Consider the following 17,007-nt stretch of genomic DNA (forward strand, 5'->3'; position numbering starts at 1 on the left):
TTCAGGAAAAACAGATCGGCTCACGCTGTGAAGTGGTGTCGAGTGTGTTCGTCGGTAAGATCGGAGTCACACAAGGACATGCCAGCGGACGAGCCAGGGAGATGGGCCAGGTGCCGGAGAGCGCAGCAGAGCCGGGAGCGACAGAGGTCACCGCCGCCGGGATCGCCCGGCTCGCCGGAGTCGGGCGGGCCGCCGTCAGCAACTGGCGGCGCCGCCATCCCGACTTCCCCAAGCCCGTGGGCGGCACGGAGACCAGCCCCTCCTTCGCCCTCGCCGAGATCGAACGCTGGCTCCGCGACCAGGGCAAACTGGCCGAGGTCCCGCTCCGCGAGCGCGTCTGGCAGCAGATCGCGGGCCACCCGGCGGGCGCGGTCACCGCCCTCGTCCACGCGGGCTGCGGGCTCCTGCTCGTACGGAACCGGTCGGCGGCCTGGCCCTCGCTCGCCGAGCTCCCCGACGCACGGCTGGTGGAGGTGCTGCCGGTCGCCCTGGAGGAGACGCTCACCGAGCGACTCGGCCCCGAGCGCCCCGTCCACACCCCCACCGCGCCCGCGCTCACCCCTTCGCTCCCCCTGCTGCGGGGGGCCGCCGAACTGGCGGCGGAGACCGGCGTCCACGAGACCTTCGAGTTCCTGCTCGGCCGCCACCTCGACGCCAACCCGCGCCAGTACACGCTCACCCCGCCGGGACCCGCCGCCCTCATGGCGGCCCTCGCGGGCGCCGCACCCCACACCGGCCAGGACGCGCCCACCGCCGGGACCGCCACCGCGCCCGGCACCCCCGAGAGCACCCCAAGCACCACGGGCGACACAGGCACCACGAGCGCGGCGGGCGGCCCGGCCGGGTCCCCCGCCGAAGCCCCCCTCACCGTCCTCGACCCCGCCTGCGGCACCGGGAGCCTGCTCAGCGCGGTTGGACGGCCCGGCGCCGTCTGCGGACAGGACGCCGACCCCGAACTCGCCGCGCTGACCGCCCTGCGCCTCGCGCTCTCCGCGGGACCGGACGCCGACATCCGCGTCCGGTCCGGGGACAGCCTGCGCGCCGACGGCTTCCCGGCCCTGGCCGCCGACGCGGTCCTCTGCCACCCGCCGTTCAACGAACGCAACTGGGGTCACGACGAACTCGCCTACGACCCGCGCTGGGAGTACGGCTTCCCGGCCCGCACCGAGTCCGAACTCGCCTGGGTCCAGCACGCCCTGGCCCGCCTCCGCCCCGGCGGCACCGCCGTCCTCCTGATGCCGCCCGCCGCCGCGTCCCGCCGCTCGGGCCGCCGCATCCGCGCCGACCTGCTGCGCCGGGGCGCCCTGCGGGCCGTCGTCGCCCTGCCGGCCGGTGCCGCGCCCCCGTACGGCGTCCCGCTGCACCTGTGGGTGCTGCGCAGGCCCGTCCCGGGCGCCCGCCCGCCCGCCGAACTCCTCCTCGTCGACACCGCGTCCGAACACACCGGCCAGGGCAGGGACGGCCAGGGCCGCGACCGGCTCGACTGGCCCTCGGTCCGCGCCGCCGTCCTGGCGGCCTGGGAGCCGTTCGACCGGGACGGGACCGTGCCGGAGGAGCCCGGGGCCAGCCGCTCCGTCCCCGTGATCGAACTGCTCGACGACGACGTGGACCTGGCCCCCGCACGGCACCTGCCGCCCCCCGCCGCCGCCGAGGGCGCGACCCAGCTGGCCGGGGTCCGCGAACGCCTCACGGAGACCCTGCTCCGCACCCGGGAACTCACCCCGCCGCCCGTCACCGGACCCGCGGGCCCCGCCGGGCCCGGCCGCCCCGCCACCACCGTCGGCGAACTCGCCCGCGCGGGCGCCCTGACGCTCCACGCGGGCGGCACCGGCACCGCCCCCGCCGACACCCCCGTCGCCGTCCTCACCGACCACGACGTCCTGGCCGGACAGCCGCCGACCGGGGCGCTGCCCGACGGCCCGCCCGAGGAACCCGTACTGCTGGCCGCCGGTGACGTGGTCGTCCCGGTCCTCGGCGGCGGCGCGGCCGTCCGGGTCGTGGACGCCGCCTCGGCGGGCGCCGCCCTCGGCCGCAACCTCCAACTGCTGCGCCCCGACCCCTCGGCGCTCGACCCCTGGTTCCTCGCGGGCTTCCTCCGGGCCACCGGAAACAACCGCAGGGCCAGCAGCTACGCCTCCACGGCGACCCGGCTCGACGTCCGCCGCCTCCAGCTGCCCCGGCTGCCCCTGGCGCAACAGCGCCGCTTCGGCGAGCGGTTCCGCGCCCTCGCCGCGTTCGAGGACGCCCTGCGGCAGACCTCCCGCCTCGGCGACCAGCTCGTCCAGGGCCTGTACGACGGACTCGCGGACGGCACCGTGGAGCCCTGACCAGGATCGGCCCCAGGGCCAACCCCTAAACCGGCCTCCAGGACCGACCCCTGGGACCGGTCCTGGTCAGAGGAGGTCCCCGTCGCTCCGGACCGGGACCTTCCCTGACCGGGGCCGCATCCGGCCCTCATGTCCCCTCCCGCCCCTCCCGCCCGTATCCGTCCCCTCCCGCCCGACCCCGCCCGTCCCTGGTGGCCGCTCGGAGCGGACGGCGGTCCCGTACAACGGTTCGGTACAACGTCGAACCGTTGTCCGTCCCGGTGTATACGCTCGTCTCCGCACCCCAGATCCGTCCGAGCAGGAGCAGCAGGAGATGTACGGCCCTCCCCAGGCCCCGCAGGGCCCGCCGCCCCCGTCGGCGCCGTCCCCCCGGAAGCCCGCCCCCCGAGGGCTCGTCCCGCTGCGCGTGCTGTTCTGCGCGCTGGCCCTGCTCAGTTGCGGATTCCTCGGCTGGGCGCCGCTGCTGCGGCTCGCGGTCGTCACCCGGAGGACGGCGGACTGGGCCCTGTTCGGGATCGCGCTGCTCGGATCGGTCGCGCTCTTCGCGTACATGGTGGCCACCGGCGAAAAGGAGGGCAGCGGCCTGGAGGCGGTGCTCGGCGTGGGCACGATGGTCGTCCTGGCGGCGGGCTCCCTCACGTACTACCTGGTGGCGGAGATCCGCCACTTCGACCGGCTGCCGACCGAGCCCCCGCACCTGCCGCCTCCCGGGTACGACCCCGCCACCGCCGCCACCGTGCCCAACGGCGGGCCCGCGCCCCTGAACCCGTACACCGCCGAGCCGCCCCCCGCGCACGCCGCCCCTCCGCCCCGGATCCAGCAGGTCCGCGCGGAGCTGGACGAGCTGAGCGACCTCCTCCGCCGTGACGACGGCCGCGACGGCACCCACCGCGACGGCTCCGGCGGCGGCCGGGCGTGAACGGGCGGGTCGTCGGCGGGCGGTACGAGCTCGCCACCGTCATCGGACAGGGCGGCATGGGGCAGGTCTGGACGGCGTACGACGGACGGCTCGACCGCCGGGTCGCGGTGAAGCTGCTCCGGCCCGCCACCCTGAGCGGCCCGGCGACCGCCGCCGACGAACTGCGCCGCCGCTTCGTACGGGAGTGCCGGGTGACCGCGCAGGTCGACCACCCCGGTCTGGTCACCGTGCACGACGCGGGCAGCGAGGGCGACGACCTGTACCTCGTCATGCAGTACGTGGCGGGCGCCGACCTCGCGGACCACCTCGCCGAGCACGACCCCTATCCGTGGGAGTGGGCCGTCTGCGTCGCCGCGCAGCTGTGCGCGGTGCTCGCCGCCGTGCACGCGGTGCCGATCGTGCACCGGGACCTCAAGCCGCGGAACGTGATGGTCCGTCCGGACGGCTCGCTCGTCGTCCTCGACCTCGGTGTCGCCTCCGTCCTCGACGCCGACACCACCCGCCTCACGCACACCGGCTCTCCCATCGGCAGCCCCGCCTACATGGCGCCCGAGCAGGCCATGGGCGGCGCGGTGGGCCCCTCCACCGACCTGTACGCGCTCGGCGTGCTCCTCCACGAACTCCTCAGCGGGAACGTGCCGTTCGCCGGTTCCACCGCGCTCGGGGTCCTCCACCGGCACCTGTACGAGCCGCCCGTGCCGCTCAGGGGGCTGCGGCCCGAGGTGCCCGAGGCCCTGGAGTCCCTCGTGCTGCGGCTGCTCGCCAAGGACCCGAGGGAACGCCCCTCCGGCGCCCACGAGGTGTACGAGCACCTGCTGCCGCTGCTCCCGGCGCGCGGGGCGCCGGTGGGCCCGATGGACCCGACCCGGCCGTTCCTCCGCCCGCACGCGCCGTGGCCGGACCGCCCGGCGGTGCCGACGGCCCCGGCGATGCCGCCGCAGACGGGGCTCGCGCCGGTCTTCCCGGTCCCGGCCCCGGGATCTGCCCCGGCCCCGGTCCCGTTCAACGACGCCGGGTCCGCCGCTCCCTCCCCGCCCGCCCCCGCGCTCGCGCCCGTGGCGTGGCCCGCAGCCCCGCCCGCCGATCCGCGCGCGGACCCGACCGCCACCCCGGCCGCAGCCCCGCCCGCCGATCCCCGTACCGGTCCGCGCGCCGCCCCGGGGACGTACCGGCAGGCGCCCGCGCCGCTCGACGTGGCCGCCGCCGTGGACGAGGTCAAGCGGCTGCTCGGCGAGGGTTCGCTGACCCAGGCGGTGGACGTCCTCGGCGGCATCCTGCCGGTCGCCGCCGCCGAGCACGGCGAGGGTTCGCCGGTCGTCCGCATCCTGCGCAAGCAGTACGCCTCCACGCTGCTCGACGACGGCCAGTACCGGCGGGCGCTGCCGGAGCTGCGCCGCCTTACGGCCGACCGGGAGGCGGAGGCGGGCCCGGCCGACCCACAGGCCGTACGGTTCCGCTACGACGCGGCGCTCTGTCTGGAGCAGTCGGGGGAGACGGCCGAGGCGCTCGCGGAGTTCCGCACGGTGCTGCCGCACTTCGAGCGCGAGGGGGACACCGCGCGCTCCTTCGACGTCCGGCAGCGGATCGGTCTGCTCCTGGTGGCGACGGGCCAGTACCCGGCGGGCCAGGACGCGCTCCAGCGCCTGCTGTTCGACACCGAACGGGCCTACGGCCCCTATCACCCGCTCCCGGTGGAGCTGCGCCGGACTCTGGAGCACCAGCGTCAGCTGGGCCCGCCCCGCTGACGGTCCGGCAGGGTCACGACTCGGCAAATGATCGAGAAGACCGATAACCGGTTGCCCGGCGGCGGGCGCGGCACGGACCGGGCGGCCGTCGCCGGTGCCTGGCCGCACGTCACCGCCGAAGGCACCCGGGGCACGGTCCGGTTCTCCCGTACGCCGGGCACCGGCGTCTGGCAGTGGGTCTGGGCACCCGTCCAGGTCGTCGACCGGGACCCGGCCGACCCGGCCCGCTTCCGCGTCCTGCACACCGGCTGACCCGGCCCCGCTCCGGTGTTCCGCGCACCGGTCGATCCCGCCCGGTCGGCTCGGGACGGCAGGTTCAGGACATCGGTCCAGATGTTCGGAACGTCGCTCAGGGCGTCCGTACCGGAGCCGGCGAGGACGCGCCCGGCTGCACGGAGGGCGCGACCGGCGCCGGGTACGGGGTCGGCGACACCGGGCGTTCCACCACGCCCGGCGGCCGGGCGGGCGGCTCGGGCACCGGGGGCCCGGCCGGGCCGGGGGCCAGGACGAGCAGATACGCGGCGGCCACCGCGACCGCCGCCCCGAACCCGGCGGTGACCAGCCCGCGCACCCGGTGCGTTCCCCAGGCCCGGCCCCGGGGAGGCTCGTCGCGGCGCAGCTCGCGGTGGGTCACGAGGGCCGCGCGGGCGGTGAACGCGGCCCGCAGCCGCTCCTCGGTGGCGGAACGCCGCTCCTCGGCGGACGGGCTCCCGGGTCTCATCGGTCCGTCTCCGGCATCGTCAGTCTCTTCTCCAGGGCGTCGAGCGCGCGGCTCGCGGTGGACTTGACCGTGCCGCGCGAAAGCCCGAGCGTCCGCGCGATCTGCTCCTCGGTCAGCTCCGACCAGTAGCGCAGCACGAGGACCTCGCGCTGGCGGCGGGTCAGCAGGGCGAGGGCGTCGAGCACCCGCCGGTGCTCCTCGGCGAGCAGCAGCCCCTCGTCGACGGGGGCCCCGACGCCCGGGTGCGGCGGGGTGTACGCGCGCGCGGTGCGGCGCCTGCGCAGTACGGAACGGGCGGCGTTGACCACGGCGGTGTGCAGGTACGCCCCCGGGTCCCTGAGCCCGCCCAGGGCCGTGCCGTGGCTGCGGCACAGGGCCGTGAACGCGTCCTGGACGACGTCCTCCGCCGTCTGCAGGTCGTCGACGAGGAACAGCGCGAGCCGCACCATGTCGAGCCGCCGCGCCCGGTACAGATCCGTGAGCGAGGGCGGCGGCTCCTGGCCGTACGCGGGCCCGTGGCCGTACGCGGGAGGCGACCCGGTGTCGTACGGGCGCTCCCGGCCCGGCGGGGGGCCGACCAGGCGCAGACGGCGGGCGAACCCCCGGCCGGGCGCGGGCGCGTCAGTGGTCCGGGACGCGCGGGTGAGCAGCCGGGACCACCAGGGTCGCGGGGCGGGGAAGGGGGCGGGTACGGCGTACGACAACGGCGGGGTCCTCGATCGGTCCGGTGCGGAAGGGGGAGCGGGCCGGGCCCGGCCCGCTCCCCCGGGAACCATCGCTCGCCGCTACTTGCCGACGCCGGTGCCGGGCTTGACGACCTGCGGCGCGACCCCGGCCGGTGCGGGGGTGACGACCGTACCGCCGTCGGCCGGGGCGGGCGCCGGGGTCGGCTTGACGGCGGCGGGGGCGCGGGTCGGCTCCACGGCCGGGGCGGCCTTGCCCGGGGTGACGACGCTCGGGGCGGCGGCGGGCGCGGCGGGAGCGGGCTTCGACACGGCGGGCGCGGTGGCCGGAGCCGGGGCCGGGGCGGGCTTCGCGCCGGAGTCGGCGAACGCCTGCGCGGCGAAGCCGCCGCCGAGGAGCAGGGCGGCACCGGCGACGACACTCAGGACGCGGTGACGGGGGCGGCGGATCCGCGTGGAGTGGCTGGTCATGGGTTCTCCCGAGAAGTGGATCGGAGACACGGACTGGTGGAGCGGTGAAGGGCGCCTTCACCCCACCAGACGTGCGGCACCCCCCGGGGTTGCGGCCGCGACCGGAAAACTTTCGAAGCGTCCGGGAGGACCCTCGGCCGTGGCCGTGGCCGTGACCGGAGCGAGAGGGCTCCGGCGGGGCGAGGTGAGGTGGGGCGAGGCGAGGTGGGGAGGGGTGAGGTGGGCGGGGCCGTACGGGAAGGCCCCGTGTTCCGCCGCGCCGGAGGGCGACACCGTCGCCGTCGGAGGCTCCGGACGGCGGGCCACCCTCGGCCGAGGCACCGGCAGGGCGCGCCCCCGCGTCCCCGCATCCCCGGCTCCCCGCGTCCCCGCCTCCCGCGTCTCCGCCGCCGGGCCCGGTGGGTGGTGACCCGGGCGGCCCCGCCGAGGTGACGGACTCGTGCCCCGTTCCGGCCCCGGGCGCGGGCGGATCGCGCCACACGCCGGTCAACCCCCGCGACGAACGGGAACGCGTCGATGCATTCTGGCCACAGGAGCATGACCGAGTTCGGGGGAGCGCGCGATGTGGTCAGTGGTGTCGTCGGGGGAACTGCCCGACCGGGAACGGTTCGAGTGGTTCGCGGACATGATCTCCCGTGAGGTCATGCCCACCGCCCTGACCAGCGAACGCCCCGACGAGTTCACGGCCGACGTGGCCCTGCTCGACCTCGGGGGCGTCCAGCTCTCCAAGGTCGCCTACTCCCCGCTGAGATCCCGCAGGACGCCCGCCCTGATCCGGCGCGGCGACCCCGAGCAGTACCAGCTCGGACTGGTCACCCGGGGCGCCATGACCCTCGACCAGAACGACAGCCACTGCGCGGCGGAGGCCGGGGACCTCGTCTTCTGGGACACCTCCCGGCCCTCCGACGCCCGGTACGTCTCCGAGGGCGACCCGGGGCAGCTCGTCATCCTCCAACTGCCGCGCGACGCGCTGCCGCTGCGCGCCGGGCGGCTGGACGGGATGCTCGCCCACCGGATGTCCGGCCGGAGCGGGGTGGGCGCCGTCCTCGTCGACTTCCTGCGCTCGCTCGTCACCCACGGCGGCGGGTGCGCCCCGGAGGAGCTGGCCCGGCTCGGCGCCACCGCGATCGACCTCGCGGCGGCCTGCCTCGCGGGGAACGCGGACGCCGAGGACCGGCTTCCGGCCGAAGTGCGCTCCCGGGCACTGCTCCGCCGCGTCCATCTCTTCATCGAGTACAACCTCGGCGACCCGGAGCTCACCCCCGCCGTCGTGGCCGCCCACCACAACCTCTCGGTGCGCAGCCTCCACCAGTTGTTCAAGGGCGAGGGGGAGACCGTCCAGGCGCGCATCCGGCGCCGCCGTCTGGAACGGTGCCGGGACGACCTCGCCAGCCCCGGGCTGCTCGCCCATCCGGTGCAGGCCATCGCCGCGCGCCGGGGGTTCAGCGGCCCCGCCGTCTTCAGCCGTGCCTTCCGCGAGGCGTACGGGGTCAGCCCCACCGAGTTCCGTGCGCTGAGGATCAAGGAGGCCCGCGCTCCGCGCACACCGGGCGGAGCGGCCCGTTCCTAGGCTGGAACCGCAGGTGGACCGCCGGACGAGCACGGGAGGAGGGATGCGACCATGAAGACCACGAACGTCGGTCAGGGGGTCTGGGACCTCCGGGCCTGAGGAGTGCGCGGTGCCGCTGACACCCGAGGAGAACCCCGCACGGGACACCGCCGTGAGGGACACCGCCGTGCGGACCCGGCGGCTCGACCTGACGCCTCTCGCCGTCGCCGACGCGGACGAGATGTCCGAGGTCCTCGCCGACCCCGCACTGCACCTCTTCATCGGCGGCGCCCCGCTCTCCCGGGCCGAACTCCTGGCCCGGTACGGGCGCTTGGCCGCCGGTTCGCCCGACCCCGCGACGGTGTGGGCGAACTGGACGGTCCGTCTCCGCTCCGACGGCCGGGCGGCCGGCACGGTCCAGGCCACCGTCACCGACGGCGGCCGGACCGCCGAGATCGCCTGGGTGATCGGAACGCCCTGGCAGGGCCGGGGATTCGCGGTCGAGGCCGCGACGGGCCTGGTGGGGCTGCTGGCCGACCGGGGCGTCCGGACGGTCCTCGCCCATGTCCACCCCGACCACGCGGCCTCCGCCGCCGTCGCCCGCGCCGCCGGACTCACCTCGACCGGCGAGGAGGAGGACGGCGAGATCCGCTGGGAGCTGCGCCTGCCCGGGGCCGCCGTCTGACGGGACGGGACCCGTCCGGGGCGTGTCCGGAAGTCCCTCCCGGAGCGCGGCGCCCGCCCTACGATGACCGTCCGGCGGCGCGGCCGTCAGCGCCGCCAAGGCGAAGGGCGACAACCCCATGACGTTCACCCGGTGGGAGAACAGGTCGGTCCTCGTGACCGGCGGTACCCGAGGCATCGGACGAGGCATCGCGGAGCTCTTCGCCCGCAGCGGTGCGGCGGTCGCGCTCACCGGCCGGGACGCCCGTGCGGCGGCCGGGGTCGCGGCGGAGATCGCGGACGCCACCGGCGGCAGGGTCACCGGTCTGGGGACGGATCTGCGCGACCCCGACGCGGTGGAGGAGATGGCCGCCGAGGCGGAGCGCCGCCACGGACATCTGGACGTGCTGTGCGCGAACGCCGGGATCTTCCCCGAGAAGCCGCTGCGCGAGATGACCGCCGCCGACATCGACGAGGTCCTGGGCGTCAATCTGCGCGGCTCGATCCTGGCCGTACGGGCCTGTCTGCCCGCGATGGAACGCGCCGGGCACGGCCGGGTCGTCCTCACCTCCTCGATCACCGGCCCCGTCACCGGCTACAGCGGCTGGTCGCACTACGGCGCCAGCAAGGCGGGACAGCTCGGCTTCCTGCGCGGCGCGGCCCTGGAACTGGCGCCGCTGCGGATCACCGTGAACGCGGTCCTGCCGGGCAACGTCCGCACCGAGGGCCTGGACGCGCTGGGCGAGGAGTATCTGAGCCGGATGACCGCCTCGATCCCGGTCGGCCGACTGGGGGAGCCGGAGGACATCGCCCACGCGGTGCGCTTCCTCGCCTCGGACGAGGCCGCCTTCATCACCGGCCAGACCCTCACCGTCGATGGCGGCCAGACCGTCCCCGAATCCCTCGAAGCCCTGTCCCCCGGCACCGGCTGACCCCCGGGGCCCCGGCCTCTGTCTCGGCCCCGGCCGCCACGGTCCTGCGGTCCGGCCGCGGGGCCTCCGGGCTCAGACCCGCGCCGAGACCCCACCCCCGCTCACCGAGCCCCGGCACCCCTCGCCCGCCGGTGCCACCACACCACCGCACCCAGCGCCAGCGCCCCCGCCGCGCCCGCCGCCAGGCCGGCGCGGAGCCCCGGCGGGCGGAAGGAGCAGTTCAGGGTGGTGGTGCCGGGGGCGGGCCGGACCGCGAGCAGCCCGCCGTACGACTCCGCCCGCGCGCCCTCGCAGCGCCAGCCCGCGATCCTCGGGACCGCCACCACCACCGTGCCCGTCGTACCGGGCGGCAGCACCGCCGTGATGCCCGTCGAGGTGACGGCGACCCCGGTCGCCGCACGGGCGCGCAGCGCCGTCACGGCCGCCCGCAGCCGGGCCCGGTCCAGACAGCCGAGGGTGCCGCCGGGGGCGGGCACCACCGGCCGCTCGCCCGCCCGCCGCTGGACGCCCAGCGACACCAGGGCGGCCCGCCGCTTCGGCTGCCCGCCGAGCAGCCGGACCTCATGGCCGCCGAGCCGGGCCCGGCCCGTCGCGTCGGGCGCCCACAGGAAGACCTCGGTGCCGACCGGACAGGCCCCGGCCACCGGGGACCCGTACACCCGGGAGCCGAGCAGGAGTTCCTGGTTGCGGAAGGGCGAACGGCCGTAGCGGGGTGCCGGACCCGCCGGGCGGACCGTCACCAGCGGCAGCGCGTCCGAGCGGACCACCCGCCCGTCCCGCCACCGCGCGCCCACCCCGAACAGGGCGTCCGTCACGGGATTGTCCAGCGTCTGGAGGTTGCGCCCCCGGGACGTCCAGCCGCCGCCCAGCGCGTCCAGCGTCGCCGTGAGGACCGCCGGGGTGTGGCTGCTGTAGTAGGCGGCGCCCTGCCCGCCGAGCAGCAGCGGATCGTTGCCCGCGACCCGGGGCAGCCCCGGGTCCGTGCGGTACGCGGGCCAGCCGTCGGCCGCCGCGAGCGCCGCCGCCCGCCGCTCCTGCTCCGGGCCCAGCGGCGGGTAGTCGTCGAGCCGGACGAGCCGCTCCCGGTCGGCGTACGCGGTCGTCGCCGCCGCCTGCCCGACGACGGTCCCGGCCACCAGGAGCGCGGCGAGCACCCCGTACCGCCCCCGCCGGGGCAGCAGCAGCGCGCCCGCCACCGCCGCCAGACCGACGCCGGTCAGCAGCAGCGCCCAGGAGGTGAGGGACGGGCCGGGCAGCGCCCCCGCCGTCAGGGCCAGGACGGCCCCCGTCCCGCCGAGCAGCGCACGCCGGTCCGGCGGGCCGTGGGTGAGGCCGGTCCAGGCGGCGACGACGAGGACACCGGAGAGGACGAAGGTCTGGCGGTACGGGCTGCCGTTCGGGGTGGCGAAGGCGTGCCACACCAGATGCGTGGGACCCCACTGCATCGAGGCGACGACCGCCATGCAGAGCCCCGGCCACAGCCACCGCTCCCGGGCGGGCACGTCCCGGCGGAACAGCAGCGCCGCCACCAGCAGCGGCACCACGGTGCCGACGAAGAGCGCCGGGGTCGCGAAGCCGTACGTGACGGGCAGCAGCCGGGCCAGGACGTCGGTGAAGGGCGCCGGAGTGAACTCCCGTACCAGCCCCGGGTGGGCGTGCCGGGAGCCGAGGAACACGGGGACGAGGACGGGCGCGGCGAGCGCGATCCCGGTGCCGGCCGTGACGGCCGCCCGCAGCAGCGCGCGGGGACGGAAGGTCCCGGTCGCCGCGAGCCGGACGAGGAGGACGAGGGCGGCGCCGAGGGTCGCCATGTACGCGGTGTAGAAGTTCGCCGTCCAGCAGACCGCCACCACCAGCGGGCCGAGGAGCGGGCGCCGGGCCTCCCGGGCCCACTCGCCGACCACACAGAGCAGCGGGAGGGCGATGAGACCGTCGAGCCACATCGGGTTGTAGGTGCCCTCGGCGAGGGACCAGCCGCACAGCGCGTACGCGGCTCCCAGGACGGGCGCCCACCACCAGTGGGGCGCGGTGCCGAGGCGGCGCAGCAGGAACGTCATGGCGACGGCGGCGACGGCCGTCTTCAGGACGGTGACCGCGTACACCGCGTACTCGATGTCCGCGCGCGGGAACAGCGCGACCAGCGGGGCGAAGGGGCTGGAGAGATAGGTGCCGTAGTCCGGCAGGAAGGAGGTGCCCCAGCCCGCCCGCCAGTCCAGGAACAGCCCGCCGTCGGCCCGCCCGCGCAGCAGGTCCCACAGGTGCGCGTGGAAGGGGACGAACTGGTTGGCGAGGTCGTTGACGGCCCGGTGGCGCGGCCCGAAGGGGAAGACCCGGGCGACGGCGTCCCCGCCGCAGACGGCCGCCACGGTGAGCAGGGCGGCGAGCGCGCTGGCCCGGAGCCCGGACCGGACCGGACGGGCGGGACGGGCGAGCGGGGCGGCGGTGGCGGGCGCGGAGTGCGGGCCGGAACGGCGGTGCGGGCGTGTGGTGTTCGGCATGGCGCTGTCGAATATGCCAGCGCCGGGCGGGCCGGGACGGGCCCCGGCGGCCCCGTTCACGCAATGGTCTTCTGCGCGCCACCCCGCCGGACCGGCCGGGTCACCACGCTCCGTTGTCGTGGTCCGCGTGCTGCTCTCGATCGTCGTTCCCTGCTTCAACGAGCAGGACGTCCTCACCCGCTTCCACGACCATGTGATGCGCGAACTCGACCGCCTGGAAGGCGAGTTCGAGATCGTCTACGTGGACGACGGAAGCCGCGACCGGACGCTCCCACTGCTCCAGGAGCTCGCCGCGCGCGACCCCCGCCACGTCCGGTACGTCTCCTTCAGCCGCAACTTCGGCAAGGAGGCGGCGATGCTGGCCGGTCTCCGGCAGGCCGCCGGGGACGCCGTCGTCCTCATGGACGCCGACCTCCAGCACCCGCCGGAGCTGGTGCACCGGATGGTCGCGCTGCACGCCGAGGGGTACGACCAGGTCGTCGCCCGCCGCACCCGCGAGGGCGACCGGGTCACCCGCACCCTGACCGCCCGCCTCTACTACTGGGCGATCAACCGGCTCGTCGACGTCGAGCTGGTCGACGGCGTCGGCGACTTCCGCCTGCTGTCCCGCCGCACCGTCGACGCGGTCCTCGGCCTCGGCGAGTACAACCGCTTCTCCAAGGGCCTGTTCTCCTGGGTCGGTTTCCGGACGACGACCTTCTCGTACGAGAACGCCGTCCGGGAGCAGGGCCGCTCCAAGTGGACCTTCGGCAAGCTCCTCAACTACGGCCTGGACGGGCTGCTCTCCTTCAACAACAAGCCGCTGCGGGCCGCCGTCCACCTCGGTCTGCTGCTCGTCCTCGTGGCCCTCGGATACGCGGCCTGGATCGTCGGGGACGCCCTGGCCAACGGCGTGGACACACCCGGGTACGTCACCCTCCTCGTCGCCGTCACGGCCCTCGCCGGGGTGCAGATGGTGATGGCCGGGCTGATCGGCGAGTACGTCGGCCGCATCTACTACGAGGTCAAGCGGCGCCCCCACTACCTGGTGCAGGAGACCCACGAGGGGCACGAGACGGAGGCGGTACGGGCCGACACCCGGCATGCGGGTGGGTCGTTGTGGGAAACAGTCGCACCGAAGTAGTGGTTTCGGCCCCGGCGACTGCCTACCATCGATCACCGCAAGGTCGTTCCACTGACGCACGACCAGCCCGGGAGGCTCCTTTGCACCGCCGCACTGCGCTCACCGTCTCCGCCGCACTGCTCGCCGCGGCCCCGCTGCTCACCGCCTGCGGGAGCGACGCCCACCCAGGAGCGGCGGCCGTCGTCGGCGGCGAACGGATCGACGTCTCCAGCCTCCAGGCCCAGGTGGACGACGTGCGGGCGGCCCAGCAGGGCTCCCCGCAGGCCGCGCAGCTCGTCCAGGCCACCGGTGACCTGCCCCGCCGCAAGCTCAACGTCATGATCTTCGACCGGGTCGTCGACCGGGTCGCCGAGGACAACGGCGTCAGCGCGACCCGCGCCGAGCTCCAGGAGACCCGCACGGCCTTCGTCCGCCAGAGCGGCGGCGAGGACCGGCTGGCGACCGCCCTCCTCCAGGAGCAGGGTGTGGCCCCCGACCAGATCGACGCCGTCGTCCGGCGCAACGTCCTGATGAACAAGATCGCCGCCAAGCTGGGCGTCACCGACAGCCCCGAGGGCCAGCAGAAGCTGACGGACGTCTTCTCCGCCGCCTCCAAGGCGCTCGCCATCGACGTGAACCCCCGCTACGGCCGCTGGGACGACACCCAGGTCCGCCTGGACACCGCGTACGACGGCAGCCCCTGGCTCCGGCAGATCACCAAGGACCCCGCCGCCGCCCCGGCCGGTGCCTGAGGCCCTGCCGCGACAGCGGTAGGTTCGAGGGGTGACATCTGAGAGCCCCGGCCGCGTCGTCCTCCTCACCGCCAGCCACCGCGTGGCACCCGGACTGCTGTCCTGGCCCGCCTGGCGGGCGCTGGGCGACGCCGACCGGGTGCTCTGCCCCGACGAGGACCACCCCCAGCTGCCGTACCTGCGGGAGGCGGGGATCGCCGTCGAGCCGCTGCGGCCCACCGCAGAGGAACTCGTCGCCGCCTGCGCCGGGGGCCGTACGGTCCTCGTGCTGCCCTCCGGCGAGGGCGACCGGGCCCTCACCGACGGCCTCGCCCGGCTCGCGGGCTCGGGCCGGGTGGCGATGCCCGACCTGGAACTGCTGCCCGGCTCCTACGACCTGCCCGGCGCCCGGCTGCTCGACCTCGTGCAGATCATGGACCGCATCCGCCGGGCCTGCCCGTGGACCTCGCGCCAGACCCACCGGGGGCTCGCCAAGTACGCCATCGAGGAGGCGTACGAGCTCGTCGAGGCGATCGAGGACGGCGACCGGCACGAACTGCGCGAGGAACTGGGGGACGTCCTCCTCCAGGTCGTCTTCCACGCCCGGATCGCCGAGGAGGACCCGGAGGAGCCGTTCTCCGTGGACGACGTCGCCGGGACCCTCGTGGAGAAGCTGATCCTGCGCCATCCGCACGTCTTCGGCGACGAGACCGCCGAGACGCCCGAGGAGGTGCGGGAGCACTGGCTGCGGACCAAGGCGGTCGAGAAGCGTCGGGAGTCCGTCACCGACGGGGTGCCGGTCGGCCAGCCGGGCCTCGCGCTCGCCGCCAAGCTCGGCGGCCGGGCCAGGACGGCGGGCCTCGACGTGCCCCCGCCCACCGGGGAAGGCATCGGATACGAACTCCTCGGCCTGGCCGTACGGGCCGAGGCGGCGGGCGTGGACCCCGAGGCCGCGCTGCGGGCGGCGGCCCGGACGTACCGGGACGCGATCCGCGCGGCGGAGGGCCTGACACCGGACGCCTGAGCCCGCACGGCCGCGACGGGCCGCGACGGGTCCGACGGGTTACGGTCGTGCGACCGCGCACGGGCCCGGTCCGTGCGGGCCGACGGGTTCGGGCGGGGCGGCTCAGGCGGGCCGGGCGACCACCCGGACGTTGAAGGCGTGGGAGCCCAGACCGCCCGCGATGCCCATGAACAGCAGGGCGAAGTGCTCCTGGCCGCGCGCGGTGGTGATCCCGCCGATGTCCAGCTGGGAGTCGGGGGCCCAGCCGAGGTCGGCCAGCAGCCGCCCGGCGGTCCGCTTGGCCTCCTCGTGGTCGCCCGAGAGGAAGACGGTGCTCGGGCCCGCCAGACTCCCCGGATCGGTCATCACCGTCGAGTCCATGGTGCACAGCGTCTTCACGACGGGAGTCAGCGGGAAGGCCCGCTGGATCTGCTCGCCCAGACTGCTGTTGGGGTGCGAGAGCTCCGTGTAGTCGTCGGAGAGCCCCACCCCGACGTCGATCAGCGGGACACCCTCCAGCGCCGCCGCCCCGACGGAGCGCAGCAGCTCCACCGAGACGGTGCCGGGAGTGGCGTTGACGAGCACCTCGGCGTGGGCGACGGTCTCCCGCAGCCCCGCCACGGGCAGCCCGAGGCCCGTCCGCTCCGAGGGGTACCGCGAGCCGAGGAGCACCTCGTGCCCCACGGCGTTCCAGCCACGGGCCAGTGCCCGGGCGACGTTTCCTGTTCCGAGAATTCCTAAGCGCATGCCCACCACGCTAGGACCCGCCCACCGGACCACGGATCGGCCGCGGGTCCCCTCCGGGGGGTCCGCACGCCGTAGGTCCCGGGACCTACGGCGTGTTTCGAAAGTCCCGCCTGCCTGGCGACGCCTGGCACGCACGCTCGCCGCGTTGTCGGGATCACCCCGATACATCCAGTATCGGGGCGACCCTCCGCCTTGCGATCGCACGCACCAGACGCCGCCAGGCCTGCCCTCCGGGCAGACGACGCTCCTTTTGAAACACGCCCCAGTGGCGCTCTGCCGACCGGCGGAGTTCATCTCCGAGGTGCTCGCGCGGCTGGATCGACAGACCCCTGCGACCATCGCGGCCGGGCGGGGATGGTGAAACGCCCGACCGTGCCGTGCTGCCTCTTCTAGGGTGGGTGGATGATTCCTGATTTCGTCTCAGATCTACGGAAAGCGGTTGGTCCTGACCAACTGCTCTGGCTGCCGGGAGTGGTCGCGGTCGTCCGTGACGAGCGGCGGCGGGTGCTTCTGCAGCGCCGTTCCGCAGGCGGGGCGTGGACGCCGCTGAGCGGGATCGTGGAGCCGGGCGAGCCTCCGGCCGCAGCCGTGGCACGAGAGGTGGAGGAGGAGACCGGGGTGCGGGTGGTGGTGGAGCGCCTGGCGGCGGTGACGCACTCCCCGCCGGTACGCCACGGCAACGGCGACCGGGCGCAGTACTTCGAGGTCGTCTTCGCCTGCCGTCCGGCGGACGGGGGACAGGAGCCCCGGGTCTGCGACGACGAGTCGGCGGAGGTCGCCTGGTTCCCGCTGGACGCTCTGCCTCCGATGAGCGAGCGGATGCGGGAGGTCATCGCGCTCGTCCAGAAGGACGAACCCGCCGCCTGGTTCACGCCCGCGCCGTGACCGCACTCCGCCGTCCCTGCCCGGCGCCGGG

Annotated in this window: 15 protein-coding genes and 1 pseudogene; 11 read left to right on the top strand and 5 right to left on the bottom strand. The window is 75.7% G+C overall.

Features of this window, described 5'->3' with window-relative positions; genetic code table 11:
- Positions 1-101 precede the first annotated feature (101 nt).
- From ACIRQY_RS27235 to ACIRQY_RS27250, 4 genes and pseudogenes are all read left to right on the top strand, one after another.
- Positions 102-2,327 carry an N-6 DNA methylase gene (locus ACIRQY_RS27235; RefSeq protein WP_403930264.1) on the top strand — a complete coding sequence of 742 codons (2,226 nt, stop codon included), beginning with the start codon at positions 102-104 and terminating at the stop codon, positions 2,325-2,327.
- A gap of 313 nt (positions 2,328-2,640) precedes the next feature.
- Positions 2,641-3,246, top strand: coding sequence for a hypothetical protein (locus tag ACIRQY_RS27240; protein ID WP_403930265.1), 606 nt, complete (start codon positions 2,641-2,643; stop codon positions 3,244-3,246).
- Positions 3,243-4,991 (top strand): protein kinase, encoded by a 1,749-nt coding sequence (locus ACIRQY_RS27245; protein WP_403930267.1) that lies wholly within the window; start codon positions 3,243-3,245, stop codon positions 4,989-4,991. The genes ACIRQY_RS27240 and ACIRQY_RS27245 overlap by 4 nt, the downstream gene beginning before the upstream one ends.
- 69 nt (positions 4,992-5,060) lie before the next feature.
- Positions 5,061-5,243: pseudogene (locus tag ACIRQY_RS27250) on the top strand (amino acid ABC transporter substrate-binding protein); the annotation flags it as partial.
- 97 nt (positions 5,244-5,340) lie between these two features.
- Here the strand turns inward: ACIRQY_RS27250 and ACIRQY_RS27255 are convergent.
- From ACIRQY_RS27255 to ACIRQY_RS27265, 3 genes are all read right to left on the bottom strand, one after another.
- On the bottom strand, positions 5,341-5,712 hold the full coding sequence (locus ACIRQY_RS27255) for a hypothetical protein (RefSeq protein WP_403930269.1): 372 nt from the start codon (positions 5,710-5,712) through the stop codon (positions 5,341-5,343).
- Positions 5,709-6,416, bottom strand: coding sequence for an RNA polymerase sigma factor (locus tag ACIRQY_RS27260; protein WP_403930271.1), 708 nt, complete (start codon positions 6,414-6,416; stop codon positions 5,709-5,711). The genes ACIRQY_RS27255 and ACIRQY_RS27260 overlap by 4 nt, the downstream gene beginning before the upstream one ends.
- 81 nt (positions 6,417-6,497) lie before the next feature.
- Complete coding sequence (locus ACIRQY_RS27265; RefSeq protein WP_403930272.1) at positions 6,498-6,866, bottom strand: hypothetical protein; 369 nt, start codon at positions 6,864-6,866, stop codon at positions 6,498-6,500.
- A gap of 562 nt (positions 6,867-7,428) precedes the next feature.
- On the opposite strand from ACIRQY_RS27265, the gene ACIRQY_RS27270 reads away from it, so the two are divergent.
- The 3 genes from ACIRQY_RS27270 to fabG all read left to right on the top strand — a co-directional run bounded on the left by ACIRQY_RS27270 (position 7,429) and on the right by fabG (position 10,010).
- On the top strand, positions 7,429-8,436 hold the full coding sequence (locus tag ACIRQY_RS27270) for a helix-turn-helix domain-containing protein (RefSeq protein ID WP_351786939.1): 1,008 nt from the start codon (positions 7,429-7,431) through the stop codon (positions 8,434-8,436).
- Between the two features lie 115 nt (positions 8,437-8,551).
- A complete protein-coding gene (locus ACIRQY_RS27275; protein WP_403930385.1) occupies positions 8,552-9,100 on the top strand; it encodes a GNAT family N-acetyltransferase in 549 nt (182 codons plus the stop codon).
- 118 nt (positions 9,101-9,218) lie between these two features.
- Complete coding sequence (gene fabG, locus ACIRQY_RS27280; protein ID WP_351786942.1) at positions 9,219-10,010, top strand: 3-oxoacyl-ACP reductase FabG; 792 nt, start codon at positions 9,219-9,221, stop codon at positions 10,008-10,010.
- A gap of 101 nt (positions 10,011-10,111) precedes the next feature.
- Here fabG and ACIRQY_RS27285 read toward each other — a convergent pair whose 3' ends face one another.
- A complete protein-coding gene (locus tag ACIRQY_RS27285) occupies positions 10,112-12,508 on the bottom strand; it encodes a YfhO family protein (protein WP_403930273.1) in 2,397 nt (798 codons plus the stop codon).
- Positions 12,509-12,635: 127 nt separating this feature from the next.
- Here ACIRQY_RS27285 and ACIRQY_RS27290 point away from each other — a divergent pair, with 127 nt between their 5' ends.
- From ACIRQY_RS27290 to ACIRQY_RS27300, 3 genes are all read left to right on the top strand, one after another.
- Positions 12,636-13,631, top strand: a complete 996-nt coding sequence (locus ACIRQY_RS27290) for a glycosyltransferase family 2 protein (RefSeq protein ID WP_403930387.1) — start codon at positions 12,636-12,638, stop codon at positions 13,629-13,631.
- An 80-nt stretch (positions 13,632-13,711) separates the two neighbouring features.
- A complete protein-coding gene (locus ACIRQY_RS27295; protein ID WP_403930275.1) occupies positions 13,712-14,362 on the top strand; it encodes a SurA N-terminal domain-containing protein in 651 nt (216 codons plus the stop codon).
- A 31-nt stretch (positions 14,363-14,393) separates the two neighbouring features.
- On the top strand, positions 14,394-15,365 hold the full coding sequence (locus tag ACIRQY_RS27300; protein WP_403930277.1) for a nucleoside triphosphate pyrophosphohydrolase: 972 nt from the start codon (positions 14,394-14,396) through the stop codon (positions 15,363-15,365).
- Positions 15,366-15,467: 102 nt separating this feature from the next.
- Here the strand turns inward: ACIRQY_RS27300 and ACIRQY_RS27305 are convergent, their stop codons facing one another.
- Positions 15,468-16,430, bottom strand: a complete 963-nt coding sequence (locus ACIRQY_RS27305; protein ID WP_403930279.1) for an NADPH-dependent F420 reductase — start codon at positions 16,428-16,430, stop codon at positions 15,468-15,470.
- Between the two features lie 63 nt (positions 16,431-16,493).
- Between ACIRQY_RS27305 and ACIRQY_RS27310 the strand changes: the two genes are divergently transcribed.
- Positions 16,494-16,976 carry an NUDIX hydrolase gene (locus ACIRQY_RS27310; RefSeq protein WP_403930281.1) on the top strand — a complete coding sequence of 161 codons (483 nt, stop codon included), beginning with the start codon at positions 16,494-16,496 and terminating at the stop codon, positions 16,974-16,976.
- Positions 16,977-17,007: the final 31 nt, after the last annotated feature.

Source organism: Streptomyces sp. NPDC101490 (assembly GCF_044767145.1).
Classification (GTDB): domain Bacteria; phylum Actinomycetota; class Actinomycetes; order Streptomycetales; family Streptomycetaceae; genus Streptomyces.

Bases quoted from the DNA above. Each gene is read 5' to 3' on its own strand.
- fabG (WP_351786942.1), top strand. From the start codon at position 9,219: ATGACGTTCACCCGGTGGGAGAACAGGTCGGTCCTCGTGACCGGCGGT.
- ACIRQY_RS27240 (WP_403930265.1), top strand. From the start codon at position 2,641: ATGTACGGCCCTCCCCAGGCCCCGCAGGGCCCGCCGCCCCCGTCGGCG.
- ACIRQY_RS27235 (WP_403930264.1), top strand. From the start codon at position 102: ATGGGCCAGGTGCCGGAGAGCGCAGCAGAGCCGGGAGCGACAGAGGTC.
- ACIRQY_RS27310 (WP_403930281.1), top strand. From the start codon at position 16,494: ATGATTCCTGATTTCGTCTCAGATCTACGGAAAGCGGTTGGTCCTGAC.
- ACIRQY_RS27285 (WP_403930273.1), bottom strand. From the start codon at position 12,508: ATGCCGAACACCACACGCCCGCACCGCCGTTCCGGCCCGCACTCCGCG.
- ACIRQY_RS27305 (WP_403930279.1), bottom strand. From the start codon at position 16,430: ATGGTCGCAGGGGTCTGTCGATCCAGCCGCGCGAGCACCTCGGAGATG.
- ACIRQY_RS27265 (WP_403930272.1), bottom strand. From the start codon at position 6,866: ATGACCAGCCACTCCACGCGGATCCGCCGCCCCCGTCACCGCGTCCTG.
- ACIRQY_RS27270 (WP_351786939.1), top strand. From the start codon at position 7,429: ATGTGGTCAGTGGTGTCGTCGGGGGAACTGCCCGACCGGGAACGGTTC.
- ACIRQY_RS27255 (WP_403930269.1), bottom strand. From the start codon at position 5,712: ATGAGACCCGGGAGCCCGTCCGCCGAGGAGCGGCGTTCCGCCACCGAG.